Raw genomic sequence first — 17,138 nt, forward strand, 5'->3', positions numbered from 1 at the left:
TGCCCCCAAAAAATTGTGGAAATTTTGTGTATGACGTTTGCTTTGGTTTGTTTAGGGAAAAAATGACCATAAGGCAATGTCCAAATTTTCATTGATAGGTATTGAACGATAAAAAATGTAAAGAAGGTGCATAGATATGGGTACGAATAAAACGATTCTGAAAATAAGTGATTGGGTAAAAGGAAAATCCCGCCACGACGAACTGATTATCGGCTTTATCGATTCTATGGATGTCCTTAAAGAAGCGGTAAATGTGACAGTGGTGGAAAGTGACAACGAAGAAATGATTGGCATGACGATCCCGATGTCTGTACATCAAGTAGAAAGCATTCCACAGTCAGTTAATAAAGATGCTGCGCAACTAGACTTCTTAATCGATTTAGCACTAGCGACGGACGATAAAGAATGGTTCCAAGAATTGTCTGCTCAGTTAAATGCTAAAAAAGAAGCGGTTAACTAAAATTTCCATACATTTGAATGTAAATTTTAACAGTTTAAAACATCAATAGCACTTTAATTCACAAAGCTTTTAGTAGCTAAAAATTGTGGGTTAAGGTGCTATTTTTTAGCATTCTTTTGGAAAATTGAACTTATTCTATTTTTGAACGTTATTAATCAAGAGGTGTTGAATATGAAAAAAGGTTTAGTTATTGGAGTAGCAAGTTCAATAGTCATTGCAGCGCTCTTTGGATATGTAGTTTACTGGGCTTTTTTTGATATGCAGCGTTTGCCTGAAGGTGATTTTTTGACGGAATCTGTATCACCAAATGGCGCGTATACTATACGTGCCTATGTGACAAACGGTGGAGCAACTGTGGCCTATGCTGTTAGAGGAGAGTTGGTTTTCAACGAAGAGAATAAAAAAGCTGAGAATATCTACTGGAACTACAGAGAAGATTCTGCAACGATACAGTGGATTGATGAGGATACGGTAGATATTAACGGACACTTGTTGCGTGTTCCAAAAGAAAAGTATGATTTCAGAAATGAGCAATAAACTAGATAATTAGAATTGTTTCTAGGATAGGGTTTAAAACGGTTGAGTTACTCGGGGCTTAGCTAAAATAGTACGGTGTACTTTTCCTTCAGTAAATCTGCATACTTATTTCTTTAGTAGGAATAGTGCGTCTAATTATATTTGACCTCATACACTGTGCAATCTATAGTTACTATATAAGGTAATAACTAGCAGAATCTAGCTCTATCTATAGACTGTCTTTTGCGTTCCTTCGGCTTATACAAAGCGATTCTTAACACTAGCTTAACAACTACTCTAAGAAAATGTTCTATACTACTAAACAGGTAGTACATAAAAATAGGTAAGTCGAATAAAAAAACTGAGGGGGAAATAGAATGAAGAAATTTTTTTACGGTTCGGCGACAGTGTGTTTAGTAACCGTTCTTGCAGCTTGTGGCAGCGAAGAAAGTGGAACAGATTCAAAAGCAGGATTAGCAGGCGAAGGCGTCTCGGGTACTTTGGATTTTTATACATCCCAGCCGGATGCGGATGCGCAAGGTTTAGTTGATGCTTTTAAAGCGCAAAATCCTGATGTCAATGTTAGTATTTTTCGTTCCGGAACAGAGGAAGTTGTGTCAAAAATCCAAGCAGAAAACCAAGGTGGTAATATTCAAGCAGACGTACTGTTAGTCGCAGATTCGGTAACTTTTGAGAGCTTTAAAGCAGACGATCTATTACTGAACTATAAATCACCAGAAACAGAATCCCTCGATCAATCATTTGTTGATCCGGATGGTACGTATGCAGGAACTAAAATCATGGCTACAGGTTTGATTGTAAATACCAATGATGTGACAGAGCTTCCTACGAGCTGGACTGACTTGACTGACGAGCCGACGAGCGGACAAGCTGTTATGCCAAGTCCACTTTATTCTGGAGCAGCTGCTTATAATTTAGGTGTCATGACGCGTCAAGATAGTCTTGGCTGGGAGTTTTATGAAGCACTTCAAGATAATGATATCACCATCACACAAGGCAATGGCGCAGTGCTAGAAAGTGTCGCGACTGGTGAGAAGAAGTATGGCATAATTGTTGACTTTTTAGCCGCACGCGCTAAAAATGACGGATCTCCAGTAGAATTAGTTTATCCAGAAGAAGGCGTTCCGGTTATTACAGAACCGGTTGGTATACTAGCCAATACTGAAAATGAAGAAGCCTCGAAAGCATTTGTTGATTTTATTCTTTCAGAAGAAGGTCAGAAATTAGCTTCACAGCAAGGCTACACACCAATTCGTGAAGGCATAGATGCACCTGAAGGTTTAAAAACATTAGATGAAATGACTATTTTGGACGCTGAAGCGGTGGAACTACTGGAAACACGGAGTGATGACAAAACGAAATTCGGAAAGATTTTCGGACAATAAAAACCAACCTGAATTTTGGTGTGAGGAGTTACGAATATGACAGCAAAACAGCCAATAGATGGGGAGAGAAAAAAGAGGGACTCCTCTTTTTCTCTCTTTTTTCGACGTAATAACTTGTATAAAATAATCGGTTTGATCGTTATTTTCATCTTCTTCTTATTGCCAGTGCTGCGACTTATTTGGCTAAGCTTTGTCAATGATGGTTCGGTAACGATGCAATATTACACCGAAGTTCTTAGAGAGCCCGCCACTTGGAAAACGGTGAAAAATACGTTAATTGTCGTTGGAGGTTCAACAATTTTGGCTTTGGTGCTCGGTATTTTGTTTTCTTGGCTTGTTGCTTATGTGCAGTTGAGCGGGAAACGAGCGATGCAGCTATTTATCTTCTTGCCGTTCGTTATTCCTTCCTATATAACAACACTCGCATGGACACAGTTTTTTAGTGCATCCGGTCCAGTAACAGCGATATTATCGTGGTTGCCGGGAGAACTCGCGGCACCAAACTTATACAGTATGAGTGGCATTATTTTATTGCTTGGAATATCGCATTACCCGCTCGTGTATTTGTTCACAGTCAATGTCTTTCGAAAAATCCCACGTGAATTAGAAGAAGCAGCGGCGACAAGTGGATTATCGAAACAGCGGACATTTTGGAAAGTCGTGTTGCCACTCGCACTTCCAGGTATAGCTAGTGGTGGCCTAATCGCGTTCTTATCAAATTTGGACAATTTCGGAATTCCAGCATTTCTTGGAACACCTGCAAATATTCGTGTCTTGAGTACGTATATTTATGAGCAGGTCGTAGGATTCGGTCCTTCTGCTTTTTCGCGCGCAGCCGTTTTATCGGTCATTCTGGGATTTATTGCACTGCTCGGAACAGTTTTACAATGGTTCTTGTTGCGCCGTAGCCGTGTCAACGAGACAAACAGAAGTGACTCGACGCCGCGTATCTATTTAACAGCGGGCAAACAAAGGCTAGTAGAAGCTTTATTGTGGATTTTCCTTCTCGTAACGAGCTTAATGCCCCTGATTACCATGGGTGCATTATCGCTTATTTCAGCTTATGGAGTACCGTTCAAATTGGAAAACTTATCGCTGCGAAATTACGAATACGTTTTTATGACAGATGTGAAACCCATGTCAGCTTTGTCGAATAGCTTGCAACTGGCCTTGTTTACGATGATTGTTTGTTTAGTGCTTGGAACGGCTATGGCTTATCTGCGCTTTAAGTATCCAGATTGGAGTACAAAAACAGCGGAGCTGTTTATGACGATTCCATATGCACTACCGGGTACTGTTTTTGCGCTATGCATGATTTTCATGTGGCTAGAGCCAGTGCCTGGATGGAATCCAAGTATATACGGCACAGTTTGGATTCTATTTATCGCTTATGTCACACGTTTTCTCGTATTACAAGTTCGAGGAAGCTATACGGCTTTTTTACAAATTGATCCTTCGATGGAAGAAGCGGCACGAACCTCTGGAGCTGCTGGATGGGTAAAGTGGCGCCGGATTTTATTGCCATTATTATTTCCAGGAATTCTTAGTGGAGCGCTACTGGTGTTTTTGATGGCACTCACAGAATTAACCGTTTCAAGTTTGTTGTGGTCGTCTGGCTCTGAAACGGTCGGGGTTGTGATTTTTGGCTACGAGCAAGCTGGTTACTCTACCTACTCGACGGCGTTTTCAACGGTGCTCGTACTGGGCATCCTACTTGGAGGCGCATTGTTTATGCTGCTTGGTAAGCTGTGGGACAGAAAGGTGCTGAAAAATAAATGATAAAAGTAAATCATGTATCAAAAAAATACGGTTCATTTACAGCGTTGCATGCGATTGACTTAGTAATTGGCGACGGAGAATTTATTGCCGTGCTTGGCCCATCTGGATGCGGAAAAACAACTTTGTTAAAACTATTGGCAGGTTTTATGGGGCCAACGGATGGCACCATTTCGATGGACGATACGGTTCTGGCATCGACAAAACACGTCTTGCCACCTGAAAAACGCAATATTGGTATGGTATTTCAGTCCTTCGCGCTATGGCCACATATGACGGTTGCTGAGCATGTTAAATTCCCACTTAGCTATCACTCCAATAAGGTCAAGGAAGGCCGTAAAGAGTTGCAGGCACGAATCGATAAAGTGCTGAAGTTGGTCGGTTTAGACGCTTTAGCTGAACGTTACCCGTCAGAACTATCAGGTGGTCAGAAACAGCGTGTGGCGCTCGCGCGTGCCATTGCACCGTTACCGAACTTACTGTTGATGGATGAACCATTGAGCGCATTAGATGTTGAGTTGCGCATGGAGATGCGCAAAGAAATTCAAAAACTTCACAGAGAAACGAAAGCTTCTATTGTCTTTGTTACGCATGACCAAGGAGAGGCACTTGCTATCGCTGATAAAATTGTCGTGATGAACCAAGGACGCATAGAACAAATTGCGCCACCGGAAGTTCTCTATACACGTCCGGAGACTGAATTTGTCGCGACCTTTGTAGGTAAATGCAATCTTGTAAAAGGGCAATGGCGCGGTGACCAATTTGTACCAACGATTGATTCGGACAATGTCTGGCACGACCTAGGCGTTGCGGACAGCTTTAAGACCAGCGGAATTTATCCTGTACGTCCAGAACAGTTTCAGTTGATGACGGCTGACAGTAAGGGGATGCAGGGAGTTGTGTCTTTTGTTCAGTATCAAGGACATGAAATCCATTACACAGTAGAAGTTGGAGAAGCAACCTGGACCATCCACGAATCAGTAGTTGCGACACGTTTTGAGACTGGCGATGTGGTTGGTATTTCCTTGAAAAATGCACCAAAGCAGACCGGAAAAATTGTCTCCAATTAACAAATAGGTTTCTAGAACAGTTGTGCATCATTGCGCGATTGTTCTTTTTTTTGTAAGGATATTCAGCAAATCATTATAAAAAACTGAAAAATCAGTTATAATGAATTCAGGCAGGAAAACTTTAGCAGTTACATGCATAGGGGGGATGAGCCGTGAAAATCGCTGTCTTATCGGATATACACGAAGGGTTAAATCGAAAAAAATCAGAAACTGATATATTTAGCCTGTTGCGCGACAGTTTGATTCATCATGCACCAGATGTGTTTATTCTCAGCGGAGATATGGCAGCAAATCCTGAAAAAAGTTTGAACTTGCTTAACCAGCTAAAGCAACAATTACCGGACATTCAACTTTTATTTGTTCATGGAAATCACGATGTGTATCATGAAGATTCAACCGTTGCGTACGATAAATTACTAGAATTTAAAGGCAATCTAGGCAATGGTCCAGTCCAGTTGACCCGTGACTGGGTCGTCATTGGAGATGGAGGCTGGTACGATTATACGCTAGGCGTCGAGGGGTACAGTCATGAGGAGTTTGCGGAAGGTCGTTTAAATCATTTCACATGGCCAGATATGTTGTATGCGCACTGGCCAGAAAACGATGTAGCGGTCACGGAACATTATGTAAAAAAATTAGAGCATTGGTTAAAAGAACATCAAGGTAAAAACATTATTCTAGTTACGCATTTTGTGCCGTTTGCTCATTTTATTCGAGTTAAAAACGAGCCGTACTGGGATTTTTTCAATGCCATGATGGGGAGTTCTCGCTTTGGCGAACTGGCGGAAAAATACGGTGTCAAAAAAATGATTTTTGGGCATATTCATATTCGTTATCATGAGGAATACAGAGGGATCGACTGTATTTGCAATCCGCTTGGGCACTACCCAGAAGAATGGGTCAGTAGCTCAGCACAAGAAGAAATTAAGACAGCGATTAAAATTATTGAAATTTAAAGCGCATTGATTAGTTTGCTTGCATTTTAACGATGCGAAAGTTAACGGGGTTGAATACCGTTACAAAAAACCAGCAGGTCCTTGAAAGGACCTGCTGGTTTTGTCATTTGCTTATGATCTTTTACTTGTTAAACGACCTAGTAAGAATGCGCCTGCTAAAACACCAATTGCAGTGTTGGTCTTTTTAGTGAATACTTGCTTAACGACCAAGTTCAAGTTTTGTGGACGTTCTGCCAGTCTGCGCATGAAATAGCCGTACCAATCAGTACCGAATGGGATATACGTACAGAAATTATAGCCTTGTGCAGCAAGCTCTACCTGCATGTCTTTGCGGAAGCCATACAACATCTGGAACTCGAATTTCTCTCTTGAAATATTGTGATCAATAACAAATTGTTTTACATGATTGATCACTTCATGATCATGTGTCGCGATCGAAGTAAATTTACCATTTAACAAATGATACTCAATCAATTCGATGAAGTTTGCGTCAATTTCTTCTTTGCTTTGGAATGCGACTTCTTCAGGTTCTTTATAAGCACCTTTGACGATGCGTAAACGGTAGTTGCTATAATCTTTAATATCATCTTCTGCTCTATAGAAATAAGATTGAATGACTGTGCCGATATTATCGTAGTTTTTCGACAGTTCTTCTAATAAATCAAAAGAAGGTTGAAGACGTGCATAGTTTTCCATATCAAAGTTGATAAAGATATTGTGTTCAGAAGCCTTATCAACAATTTCTTTAATGTTTTCTAAGCAGAAATCATAGTCTATATCCAGCCCAAGCTGTGAAGGTTTTAACGAGATATGAGCATCTACTTGATGTTTGTGAATAGCATCCACAACACCAAGAATTTGATTTTTTGCGGCTAAAGCTTCTGCTTTATCGTGAACAAATTCTCCAAGGTTATCAATCGTACAGCTGATGCCTTGTGCGTTCAGTTCTTTAATGCTCCCAATAGCTTCCTCAATATTGGTTCCAGCTACAACGCTATGAGCGCCGAGCTTAAAGCCATAGTTTTGAGCTGCTTTATTTAAAAGTTGGTTTTCTGAAAGATGCATGAAGAAGTTTTTAACGATCATTTTTTATTGCCCCAATCTTCTCTGTATTTTGTAACGGAACAAATCGTTGAAGGTCTATAAAGAAACTCTTCAACTTAATAGAATAAACCCTTACCGCAAAATTATTTTGCATTAATAATTATCCCTATCTATAATAATGCAAAAAAATAATGCATTTTGCAATCTTTATTTTTCAAATGCTAATAATTTTCGTATTTTGAACGAATAAAGTGTTGTAAAGTGACAAAAAAGTGGACAGGCCTGCGGAAATGACCTATTCTGCTAAGCTAATAGGAAATAAAAGAGTGAAGGAGACTGCTGGTGGAGACGAACTATCTATTTGAATCAGAGAGACTGGGCTTTAGGCCTTGGAAAGATAACGACCGAGATTTTTTCGCCAGTATGACTGCAGATTTAGAAGTCATGCGTTATTTTCCAGAAACCTTAATAAAACTACAAGCCGATCAATTGATTGATCGTTTTAACAGACATATGGATGATGAAGGCTATACGATGTGGGCAGTAGAAAGAAAAATAGACAGAGTATTTATTGGCTATGTCGGCTTATTGGAAATTACGATGGCAATTGAAGGGCAGGGACATGCAGAGATTGGCTGGCGCCTAGACAAACGTTTTTGGAAACAGGGCTTTGCGACTGAGGGGGCACTCGCTTGTCTTGCGTATGCATTCGACGTGTTACATATGACTGCAGTTTATTCGTTTACAGCAACGATCAATGTGCCATCTGAAACCGTCATGAAAAAGATTGGAATGTCAAAAATAAGGGAATTCCAGCATCCGAAATTAGCTTGCGATAGTCCGTTAAAGACGCATGTATTGTACAAGATTGAAAAACAACAATTCACAAATTCAAAAGGCTGAAAAAGATGAAAAAGCAAGTGGTGGCAACAGTCAATAGCTTAGACTTTACATTATTTAAAGAATTGGCATACGGCTTTTGCAGACCAATGGAATAAAGCAAGGAAAATTGATCATGTTCCATTTTACCGCAGGCCATTAAGTGAAATCCTTAACACCTGTATAGAAAATTTTTCGATTGAACAAGTAATAGAGCCGAAGCCTACTGTAAAATTCCAAAAACTAGCGCCAGAACAATACGCTCGACTAATGAAAATCCCTAATTTTTTGATTTTAAAAGTTTTTAAAAGGTAACGAGTTAATGCCATTTGTCTAAACTAATTTATTTGGCATTGAATTTGCTTATGTTAGAACAAAAAAGTCCCACTCGACTTCGAGTGGGACTTTTTATTAGTCGTCTTTATTGCACATGCAGCGTTCACATTCGTAGATGATGGATTGCTGACGTTCTTTGATTTCGCATCCGCACTCGCGGCATTCTTTCTTCGTGCGTGTCTCATACGTTTTTGTTGTTTTCATAAGGATCTCCTCCAATAGTTTGTTTTTTGAATGCCGTGGCAGTTGAGATGCTAATCAGTGGATGACAATTTGTTAGTTAGCTGTTGTGAATTGAGCTGTTTCAGTCGAACCTTTCATTGCAGTAGTTGAGCTTGTGCCGCCGGAAACAATTTGGGAAATTTCATCAAAGTAGCCAGTGCCAACTTCACGCTGGTGGCGAGTTGCTGTATAGCCTTTTGATTCGTTGGCGAATTCCGCTTGTTGCAGTTTTGAGTAGGCAGCCATGCCATGATCTTTATAGTCGTGAGCCAGTTCGAACATGCTATGGTTTAATGAATGGAAACCAGCTAGTGTAACGAATTGGAATTTATAGCCCATTTTACCGAGTTCAACTTGGAACTTTGCAATCGTTTCTTCATCGAGTTTTGCTTTCCAGTTAAACGATGGCGAGCAATTGTAAGCAAGCAATTTACCTGGGAATTCCGCATGAATGGCATCGGCAAACTGTTGTGCTTCTTCTAAGTTTGGATGAGACGTTTCACACCAGACAAGATCTGCAAAAGGTGCGTAAGCTAAGCCGCGAGCAATGGCTTGATCGATGCCTGGGTTTGTGCGGTAGAAGCCTTCAGGTGTACGTTCGCCAGTAATGAATTTATGGTCACGTGGATCGATATCGCTAGTGATCAAATCAGCCGCATCCGCATCTGTGCGCGCGATAATTAATGTAGGGACACCAAGTACGTCTGCTGCTAACCGAGCGGAAACTAAATTTCGAACCGCGTTTTGAGTTGGCAGTAATACTTTGCCGCCTAAATGACCGCATTTCTTTTCAGAAGCCAACTGATCTTCAAAATGAACACCAGATGCACCAGCTTCAATCATCGCCTTCATCAGTTCGTAAACGTTTAGTGGACCACCAAATCCAGCTTCCGCATCGGCTACAATCGGTGCAAACCAGTCAAATCCTTCAACGCCTTCAACGCCATCAATTTGATCGGCACGTTGAAGCGCTTGGTTAATTTTCTTCACAACATCAGGAACGGAGTTGACCGGGTATAAACTTTGATCGGGATACATCTGACCTGCAGAGTTAGCATCAGCTGCTACTTGCCAGCCGCTCAAATAGATTGCTTTTAATCCTGCTTTTACTTGCTGAACTGCTTGATTACCAGTTAAAGCACCTAAGGCGTTGACGAAATCCTCTTCATGAATCGAACGGAATAAACGCTCAGCACCTTTTCTTGCTAATGTGTGCTCGATTTGTACAGATCCACGAAGTTTTACAACTTCCTCTGGCGAATACGGGCGTTCAATGCCATTCCAGCGGCTATCCTCTGTCCAGCTAGTTTTTAGTTCCTCGATTTGTTGAAGTTTGTTTGCAACCATGTCATCCATCCCTTTCTGATTTGAAGAATTAATTAACAAACTGTATTAATACAGTTTGTTTTCTTGTTTATTAATATATAACAGATGATTTCAGATGTCTTCAAAATTCGATAAAAGCGATTATTTTAGGACAAAAGCAGTTAATAAGCGATGAACACTAGGTTGTTGTCTTATAGGCTGTATGAATAAAACGGCCAAAAAAGAAGCATCTAGCGTATTGAAGATTGATAGGCGGTAACTCTTACTATAGGTCAGCTGAGGAGTTATTTTTTTAGCCTTCCACTCTGGGAAATTGAGTTTGTTTGCAGGATAGGGGAGTTTGTTTGCACAATTCCAACGTTTGCTTGCAGAACTACAGTGGTTGTTTGCGCAAAAGCATAGTTTATTTGTGGGATAATGAGCTTTGTTTGCAAAAGTAAAAAAACATCATTCTAAGTTGGAATTAATCGTTTCAAGAAGAGTGTGCAGGCTATTTTTTTGCAGTTCCTTCTATATAATAGAATGTTCCAGAACTTTTGAAATAATAAAAGAAAAACTGATTTTTCGGTAGTGAGGAAATCTAGTTAAAATCGTGATCCTCACATTAAGCGATTTGACAAGCTCATTGCGAAAAACTTTACACAATAAAAAACAGTTGCGGCTATAAAGAAAGCCGCAACTGCATATGGAAATTCGGAATGTTGGTTAAACTAGCGATCTAATCCTTTTCCCATCCCTTTCAGGAAATTGAGTCCAAACTTAATGGCGCGATTAATGTCAGGATCTCTGAATGCCTTAACCATTTGAAGCACACCCAGTTTCTTGCCGTTGTGGTTTTGCGACTCGGCTTCTTTCAATCCATTAACGACACTTGAAGCCAGCTTTTCCGTAGATGCGGGTTCAATCGCTGTTAATGCAGCAGCTGCGCCCATCATGTTATTGATGAGGTTGGTTACGGGTACACGAGTTGCTTGTCCCATTACCACCTCAGAAATGCCTTCTTTTGCCTTGACCATCGCTACGACGGCATCTAACACGCCAGCATCATCTAAATCGCCAGTGATTGCTAATAGTTTATTGAGTGCCTGATTTTGTTCAGCAATCAATGATTCCAATTCGTAAAGCTTCTGCTGTCGAATTTCTTCAGGAGTCCATTGTCTTTTTTTAATCTGTGTTATTGGACTTGCCATAGGCCATCACCTTTCTATCGTTGATCTGTTAAATGCACATAGCCTTCACGTGCCCATTTGCGCTCGACTTCAATGCCGGATTGCGGTGTGCGTTTTTTGTCACGCGGATTTGATTTTGGTAACGGACTCTTAACGTGATCTTTCAAGACTTCCATACGTACTTTTGTCTGTTTATAAGCAGGTGTGTTCGTCCGTTGATCAACAGCAGGACCTGTCAAGAAATTAATCGCTGTTTCTTTTTTCGTCGAGTTCATCGGTAAGAACAGTTCGTTTCCTTTTACACGTCCCGTTACGATAACTGGTAATTTCAATGCACCATACGGAGACACCAAGCGAACGGTAGAGCCGTCTTCAAGTCCTCGTTCTTTTGCCAATTCGGGAGACACTTCAACAAATGTTTCTGGTAATTTAGAAAGAATACCGCGAGATTTGTCCGTCATATTGCCTTCGTGGAAATGTTCCAACAATCGACCATTATTAATGTGTAAATCGTATTCTTGTGGGAATACTACCGGCTCAACCCAATCAGATAAAGCAAAACGTGCTTTTTTATCAGGGAAGTTAAAGCCATCGACATATAGAAGTGGTGTGCTTTCACCTTCTAAGCTACCCCACAAGAAACTGTCCCAGCCTTCCATGTTTGTGTAATCTGCTTTTGCGAACAGGGGAGACAAGCTCGCCATTTCAGCAAAAATTTCACTCGGATGGCTATAGTTCCAACCTGCACCTAGACGGTTTGCGATTTCTTGAACAATCCACCAATCGGCTTTTGATTGGCCTAGTTCTGGAAGAGCTTTGTATAAACGCTGAACACGGCGCTCCGTATTTGTAAATGTACCGTCTTTTTCAAGGGACGGCGCCGCAGGCAAAATAACATCTGCATATTGTGCAGTTCTAGAGAAGAAAATGTCTTGCACAACGAAAAAGTCGAGTTTGGCTAAAACTTCATCAACGTGATTGGCATTCGAGTCAACTAAAGCCATATCTTCACCGACTACATACATTGCCTTCATGATGCCTTCGTCAACTGCTTGTAGCATTTGGATGTTATCCATACCTGGCTTATCATCAATTTTCACACCGTAAGCTCGTTCGAATTTTTGACGCGCATTGTCGTCAGTAACGTGCTGATAGCCTGGTAACCAACCTGGTAATGAGCCCATATCGCAAGCACCTTGAACGTTGTTATGACCACGAAGCGGATAAGCGCCAGCACCTGGGCGGCGATAGTTACCTGTTGCCAGCAAAAGGTTAGAAATTGCAGCGGATGTGTCAGAGCCACCTGTGTTTTGCGTAACGCCCATACCCCAAAGAATACACGTACCGTCAGCATCACGAATCATTTCTGCTGTTTGGATAATTGTTTCTTTTGAAACACCACTCCGTTTTTCAGCATATTCTAATGTGTATTGAGCCAATACTTCTTTAAATTCGTTGAAATAATTGACGTTTTCATCTACAAATTGCTGATCGTGCCAGCCTTGATCAATCATGTATTTCGTTACAGCCATTAACCATACTTGGTCTGTGCCTTGTTTAGGTGTAATGAAAAGATCGGAGCGTTCGGCCATTTCGTTTTTGCGCATATCCGCGACAATCAATTTTTGTTCGTGCAATTTATGCGCACGTTTTACACGTGTGGCTAAGACTGGGTGACCTTCTGCTGGGTTAGCACCAACAATGATAACGAGTCCAGCGTTACCAATGTCTTTAATCGTACCGGCGTCTCCGCCCATCCCGACTGTGCGGAACAAACCGTCTGTCGCAGGGGACTGGCAATAACGCGAGCAGTTGTCGACGTTATTAGTTTCAAACACTTGGCGACTTAGTTTCTGAATGACATAATTGTCTTCATTGGTAATTTTCGAAGAAGAAATAACCCCGATAGAATCTTTGCCATTCTCTTCTTTGATTGTTTTGAATTTTGATGCTACTAGGTCAAGCGCTTCTTCCCAGCTAGCTTCGACAAACTCACCATTTTTACGGATTAAAGGAGTTGTGATGCGTTCTTCACTGTTGACAAAATCCCAACCAAACTTGCCTTTAACACAAGTGGAGATTTGGTTTGCAGGTGCTTCCGAAACCGGTTGGATTTTTAGGATTTCACGATCTTTTGTCCAAACTTCAAATGAGCAACCAACGCCACAGAACGTACAAACTGTTTTGGTTTTTTTCGTGCGTGTTTCACGCATCTTCGCTTCAGCATCTGAAATAGCTAAAATACCGCTATAGCCTGGCTCGACATCTTTTACTAAATCAATCATTGGGTTTAGAATTTTTTCAGGAATTGCGGTCATAAAACCTGCTTCACCGAGCATGGAGGTTTCCATTAGCGCATTACACGGACAAGCTGTTACACATTGACCACAACTCACGCAAGAAGAGTCGTTGATCTTTGCACCGCCGTCCCATAAAACGATAGGGCGATCACGTGACCAGTCCATCGTCAAGGTTTCGTTAACTTGTAAATTCTGACACACTTCTACGCACTGTCCGCAAGCAATACACTGATTCGGGTCGTAGCGATAAAATGGATTCGTTAAGTCAACTTCGTCAACCGAGCATTTTGGTTCAAACGGATATTTTTGATGTTCGATTTCCATTAAGTCAACTGTATTGTGGACTTTGCAGTTACCGTTGTTATTATCGCAAACAGTACAGTAAAGCAAATGGTTTTCTAAAATTCGATCCATTGCTTCGGTTTGCGCTTCTTTAGCACGCGGTGAAGCGAGTAAGACTTCCATACCAGCAGTAGCAGGAGTTGCACAAGAGCGAACGAGTTGTCCATCGACTTCGACGATGCACGTGTCGCATGTTTGTATTGGATCAACTTCGGGCATATAGCAAATCTGAGGATGAAGAATTTTCTGTTCATTGAGCACCTGTAGAATGGTTTTTCCTTGTTCGAACTCGGTAGGTGAACCGTTAATCTTGATGGACATGCCAAAACCTCCTTTTTTGAATAAAAAAATCCACTATGAAGAACACACTTGACAAGTGCCTCTGTTTCATAGTGGAATAGTGTCTTAACAGGACTTGTTAAATGACCAATCCAAGCGTATAGGTAGAGTGAAAGCGTTACCGCAATAACTTACGGTGACGCCAACATATGCTATTATTATAAACAGTAAAAATATGTTACACAACTAAAATATCAAATAGTCAGCAAATAATTAGTAAATTGAGGAGAAGATAGGTATGACCAGACAAATTCACGAGTTTAATGACATTATTCGAAAACTACGAAAAAATTTGTTCGGTAAAGGACCTGAGCGTATCCAAACGATTTTCGTCAACGATATGGCGATTGCTACTTTATATGGCAACTTGAGTCCGTCAGAACAATTCATAGCGAGAACAGCGGAAGGAAAAGAAATGGTTCATGCTGCGCGTACTCGTATGATCCAAAGTGTTTACGATTCTGCTGCACCAGAAGGGATGGAAGAGTTGGTCGGCGCAAAATTCGTCCATCTGTTTTCAGATATTAAAATTGAAGACGATATTGCCGTATCTGTTTTTCTTTTCGACCGTCCGATTGACCAAAAAGGTACCGCGGGAGGCAAGCCAGATGAAACAAGATAAAACACGGAAAATTATGCGCTATGAAAAAGGAGCATTTACCGAAAAAGAAGATCGTGTTGTGATTGAACAACCTGCAACCATCAAAATCAATGGCAAAGAATTTATCACAATTGTTTGTTCACCTGCACACATGGAAGAAATGGCTATCGGATTTTTAGTTTCTGAACGAATTATTCCAAATTACCAAGCCATTCAAGACATTCGAGTGGATGAAAAAACGGGAACCGTTAATATTACAGCTGAAAAAGTTTATCCATTTTTCGAGCAGTTGCAGAACAAGCGGTTTATTAGTTCTTGCTGTGGCATGAGCCGTCAAGGCTTCGTTTTTGCTCACGATGCCATGATTGCAAAGAAAATGACAGAAGTGCGTGTAACTTTGACACCAGAAAATTGTTTTCAGCTGATGACGGATATGGGCGACACAGCTGAAATGTTCAAACAAACAGGCGGAGTTCATAATGCAGCTCTCTGTGATGCGAATGGCATAATTGTTTCGCGAATGGACATTGGCAGACACAATGCGCTCGACAAAATATATGGCTATTGTTTGATGAATCACATAGACGTGCGTGATAAAGTAATCGTTTTTAGCGGACGTATTTCTTCTGAAATTTTACTAAAGGTAGCAAAAATTGGCTGTGAAATCGTACTGTCGAAATCTGCTCCGACAGAACTAGCCTTAACACTCGCAGACGACTTAGGCATAACAGCAGTAGGGTTTATTCGCGGTAACTCGTTTAACTTGTACACACATCCCGAGCGAATTGTCAGCGACAAAGCGACGGCAATACCTGTAAAAAAATGGGGTGACAAATAAAAAGAACGGTGCTATGATTCTAATCGTCTCATTATTTGCAAATTGACAACAAGAAATAATAAGATTATTCAACGATCGGTCTATTGTTTGAATCTCCAAGCTTGGCACAGGAAAAATTGATGGTTTGGCTTTTGGGAAATCATTTTATATAGGGAATATCAATTTTATCAGGAGGTCAAAAAAATGAAAAAGAAGCCGAAAAACAGATGGTTGATTGCATTATCCGCAGTAGGGATACATATTTCGATTGGCTCTGTTTATGCGTGGAGCAATTTTACAAACCCGCTGATTGACCAGTTTGGATGGACGACCAGTCAAGTGCAATTGACGTTTAGCATTGCGATTTTGTTCTTAGGATTATCCGCCGCCTTTTTTGGTAGTTTTGTTGAGAAATACGGACCGAGAAAAGCTGGACTTGTCGCTGCACTTTTCTTTGGCACCGGTATTATTGGTTCAGGTTTTGCTGTAAGCGCTTCCTCTTTACCAATGCTTTATGTATTTTATGGAGCACTCGGTGGAATTGGTCTTGGAATCGGCTATATTGCACCCGTTTCGACATTGGTAAAATGGTTTCCTGACCGTCGTGGTCTTGCAACGGGCTTAGCGATTATGGGCTTTGGTTTTGCAGCAGCAATCAGCAGTCCGATTATGGAAAAGTTGATCACAACTGTCGGAGTCGAGCAAACTTTTTATACATTAGGTGCTGCGTATCTAATTATTATGGTGCTATCTTCTCTATACCTTGAAAAGCCGCAAGAAGGATGGTCACCAGCTGGCTTTGAAGAAAAAGTTAACAGTGGTAAAATCGAACGGAAGACAGATTTGTCTCAGCTGACTGCGAACGAAGCTGTCAAAACAAAACGGTTTTACTATTTATGGGTTATGTTGTTTATAAACGTCACCTGCGGAATTGCGATTTTATCGGCTGCAAAACCGATGGCAATTGACAGTATTGGTATGACAACAGTTCAAGCTGCAGCTTTAGTAGGTGTACTTGGAATCTTTAACGGTCTTGGTCGTCTTGGATGGGCTACAATTTCCGATTATATTGGACGTCCGAATACTTATACTGCATTTTTCGTCATTCAAATTGCATTGTTTGCTTTCTTACCCTTTACGACAAATGCAATATTTTTCCAAATCATGTTAGCGATTATCTACACGTGTTACGGCGGAGGATTTGCTTCGATACCGGCTTATATTGCTGATATCTTTGGTACCAAACAGCTGGGAGCAATTCACGGTTATATTTTAACAGCATGGGCAGCAGCTGGACTTGCCGGTCCGTTGTTTGCAGCGTTCATGAAAGATAAAACGGGCAGTTATGAAAGCAGTCTGTTATTCTTTGCCGGTCTATTTATTGTAGCGCTGGTTATTTCATTAGTTATTCGTCTCGATATTCGGAGACTTCAGACTAAAAACAAAGAAATGGCGGTATCCGGAAATACTGAAGTGGTTAGTGATTAATAGGAATTGTCTAACTTCGTTTCCGCTAATTAGTAATAGGTGATGATCATTTTTGGAAAACCTTGAAAGTAATTATTTTCAAGGTTTTTCC

At 40.8% G+C, this 17,138-nt stretch carries 15 protein-coding genes; 10 read left to right on the forward strand and 5 right to left on the reverse strand.

Features of this window, described 5'->3' with window-relative positions; translation table 11 throughout:
* Nucleotides 1–136: 136 nt before the first annotated feature.
* The 6 genes from FQ085_RS13510 to FQ085_RS13535 all read left to right on the forward strand — a co-directional run bounded on the left by FQ085_RS13510 (nucleotide 137) and on the right by FQ085_RS13535 (nucleotide 6,184).
* Entirely contained in the window at nucleotides 137–460 is a 324-nt protein-coding gene (locus FQ085_RS13510) for an IDEAL domain-containing protein (RefSeq protein WP_058385308.1), read from the forward strand.
* A gap of 171 nt (nucleotides 461–631) precedes the next feature.
* Nucleotides 632–997, forward strand: a complete 366-nt coding sequence (locus tag FQ085_RS13515) for a DUF5412 domain-containing protein (protein WP_149456848.1) — start codon at nucleotides 632–634, stop codon at nucleotides 995–997.
* Between the two features lie 356 nt (nucleotides 998–1,353).
* Nucleotides 1,354–2,382: an ABC transporter substrate-binding protein gene (locus FQ085_RS13520; protein WP_149456849.1), complete on the forward strand. Its 1,029-nt coding sequence runs from the start codon at nucleotides 1,354–1,356 to the stop codon at nucleotides 2,380–2,382.
* Nucleotides 2,383–2,418: 36 nt separating this feature from the next.
* Nucleotides 2,419–4,161 (forward strand): ABC transporter permease, encoded by a 1,743-nt coding sequence (locus tag FQ085_RS13525; RefSeq protein ID WP_149456850.1) that lies wholly within the window; start codon nucleotides 2,419–2,421, stop codon nucleotides 4,159–4,161.
* Nucleotides 4,158–5,228, forward strand: coding sequence for an ABC transporter ATP-binding protein (locus FQ085_RS13530; RefSeq protein ID WP_149456851.1), 1,071 nt, complete (start codon nucleotides 4,158–4,160; stop codon nucleotides 5,226–5,228). The genes FQ085_RS13525 and FQ085_RS13530 overlap by 4 nt, the downstream gene beginning before the upstream one ends.
* Nucleotides 5,229–5,380: 152 nt before the next feature.
* A complete protein-coding gene (locus tag FQ085_RS13535) occupies nucleotides 5,381–6,184 on the forward strand; it encodes a metallophosphoesterase (protein WP_149456852.1) in 804 nt (267 codons plus the stop codon).
* A 111-nt stretch (nucleotides 6,185–6,295) separates the two neighbouring features.
* Here FQ085_RS13535 and FQ085_RS13540 read toward each other — a convergent pair whose 3' ends face one another.
* Entirely contained in the window at nucleotides 6,296–7,270 is a 975-nt protein-coding gene (locus FQ085_RS13540) for a proline dehydrogenase family protein (protein WP_149456853.1), read from the reverse strand.
* 300 nt (nucleotides 7,271–7,570) lie between these two features.
* Here FQ085_RS13540 and FQ085_RS13545 point away from each other — a divergent pair, with 300 nt between their 5' ends.
* Entirely contained in the window at nucleotides 7,571–8,131 is a 561-nt protein-coding gene (locus FQ085_RS13545; RefSeq protein WP_149456854.1) for a GNAT family N-acetyltransferase, read from the forward strand.
* Between the two features lie 387 nt (nucleotides 8,132–8,518).
* Here the strand turns inward: FQ085_RS13545 and FQ085_RS18215 are convergent, their stop codons facing one another.
* From FQ085_RS18215 to fdhF, 4 genes are all read right to left on the reverse strand, one after another.
* Nucleotides 8,519–8,647, reverse strand: a complete 129-nt coding sequence (locus FQ085_RS18215; RefSeq protein WP_211272184.1) for a YhfH family protein — start codon at nucleotides 8,645–8,647, stop codon at nucleotides 8,519–8,521.
* A gap of 72 nt (nucleotides 8,648–8,719) precedes the next feature.
* The gene (gene aceA / locus FQ085_RS13550) at nucleotides 8,720–10,012 is read right to left on the reverse strand and encodes an isocitrate lyase (protein ID WP_058385316.1); all 1,293 of its coding nucleotides are present in this window, start codon (nucleotides 10,010–10,012) and stop codon (nucleotides 8,720–8,722) included.
* Between the two features lie 689 nt (nucleotides 10,013–10,701).
* Nucleotides 10,702–11,181 (reverse strand): helical membrane plugin domain-containing protein, encoded by a 480-nt coding sequence (locus FQ085_RS13555; RefSeq protein WP_058385317.1) that lies wholly within the window; start codon nucleotides 11,179–11,181, stop codon nucleotides 10,702–10,704.
* 14 nt (nucleotides 11,182–11,195) lie between these two features.
* Nucleotides 11,196–14,123: a formate dehydrogenase subunit alpha gene (gene fdhF, locus FQ085_RS13560; RefSeq protein ID WP_058385318.1), complete on the reverse strand. Its 2,928-nt coding sequence runs from the start codon at nucleotides 14,121–14,123 to the stop codon at nucleotides 11,196–11,198.
* 256 nt (nucleotides 14,124–14,379) lie between these two features.
* Between fdhF and FQ085_RS13565 the strand changes: the two genes are divergently transcribed.
* From FQ085_RS13565 to FQ085_RS13575, 3 genes are all read left to right on the forward strand, one after another.
* On the forward strand, nucleotides 14,380–14,763 hold the full coding sequence (locus tag FQ085_RS13565; RefSeq protein WP_058385319.1) for a Na-translocating system protein MpsC family protein: 384 nt from the start codon (nucleotides 14,380–14,382) through the stop codon (nucleotides 14,761–14,763).
* Entirely contained in the window at nucleotides 14,750–15,580 is an 831-nt protein-coding gene (gene fdhD / locus FQ085_RS13570; RefSeq protein ID WP_062429943.1) for a formate dehydrogenase accessory sulfurtransferase FdhD, read from the forward strand. Before FQ085_RS13565 ends, fdhD begins: the two co-directional genes overlap by 14 nt.
* 183 nt (nucleotides 15,581–15,763) lie before the next feature.
* Nucleotides 15,764–17,047 (forward strand): L-lactate MFS transporter, encoded by a 1,284-nt coding sequence (locus tag FQ085_RS13575; RefSeq protein ID WP_058385320.1) that lies wholly within the window; start codon nucleotides 15,764–15,766, stop codon nucleotides 17,045–17,047.
* Nucleotides 17,048–17,138: the final 91 nt, after the last annotated feature.

Origin of the sequence: Planococcus sp. ANT_H30, from assembly GCF_008369335.1 — a bacterium.
Classification (GTDB): Bacteria; Bacillota; Bacilli; order Bacillales_A; family Planococcaceae; genus Planococcus; species Planococcus kocurii.

What these genes read in the sequence shown, in the direction of transcription:
- FQ085_RS13540 (WP_149456853.1), bottom strand. Translation starts at nt 7,270, where the DNA reads ATGATCGTTAAAAACTTCTTCATGCATCTTTCAGAAAACCAACTTTTA.
- FQ085_RS13575 (WP_058385320.1), top strand. Translation starts at nt 15,764, where the DNA reads ATGAAAAAGAAGCCGAAAAACAGATGGTTGATTGCATTATCCGCAGTA.
- FQ085_RS13510 (WP_058385308.1), top strand. Translation starts at nt 137, where the DNA reads ATGGGTACGAATAAAACGATTCTGAAAATAAGTGATTGGGTAAAAGGA.
- FQ085_RS13555 (WP_058385317.1), bottom strand. Translation starts at nt 11,181, where the DNA reads ATGGCAAGTCCAATAACACAGATTAAAAAAAGACAATGGACTCCTGAA.
- FQ085_RS13525 (WP_149456850.1), top strand. Translation starts at nt 2,419, where the DNA reads ATGACAGCAAAACAGCCAATAGATGGGGAGAGAAAAAAGAGGGACTCC.
- FQ085_RS13515 (WP_149456848.1), top strand. Translation starts at nt 632, where the DNA reads ATGAAAAAAGGTTTAGTTATTGGAGTAGCAAGTTCAATAGTCATTGCA.
- fdhD (WP_062429943.1), top strand. Translation starts at nt 14,750, where the DNA reads ATGAAACAAGATAAAACACGGAAAATTATGCGCTATGAAAAAGGAGCA.
- FQ085_RS18215 (WP_211272184.1), bottom strand. Translation starts at nt 8,647, where the DNA reads ATGAAAACAACAAAAACGTATGAGACACGCACGAAGAAAGAATGCCGC.
- FQ085_RS13520 (WP_149456849.1), top strand. Translation starts at nt 1,354, where the DNA reads ATGAAGAAATTTTTTTACGGTTCGGCGACAGTGTGTTTAGTAACCGTT.
- fdhF (WP_058385318.1), bottom strand. Translation starts at nt 14,123, where the DNA reads ATGTCCATCAAGATTAACGGTTCACCTACCGAGTTCGAACAAGGAAAA.
- FQ085_RS13565 (WP_058385319.1), top strand. Translation starts at nt 14,380, where the DNA reads ATGACCAGACAAATTCACGAGTTTAATGACATTATTCGAAAACTACGA.
- FQ085_RS13530 (WP_149456851.1), top strand. Translation starts at nt 4,158, where the DNA reads ATGATAAAAGTAAATCATGTATCAAAAAAATACGGTTCATTTACAGCG.
- aceA (WP_058385316.1), bottom strand. Translation starts at nt 10,012, where the DNA reads ATGGTTGCAAACAAACTTCAACAAATCGAGGAACTAAAAACTAGCTGG.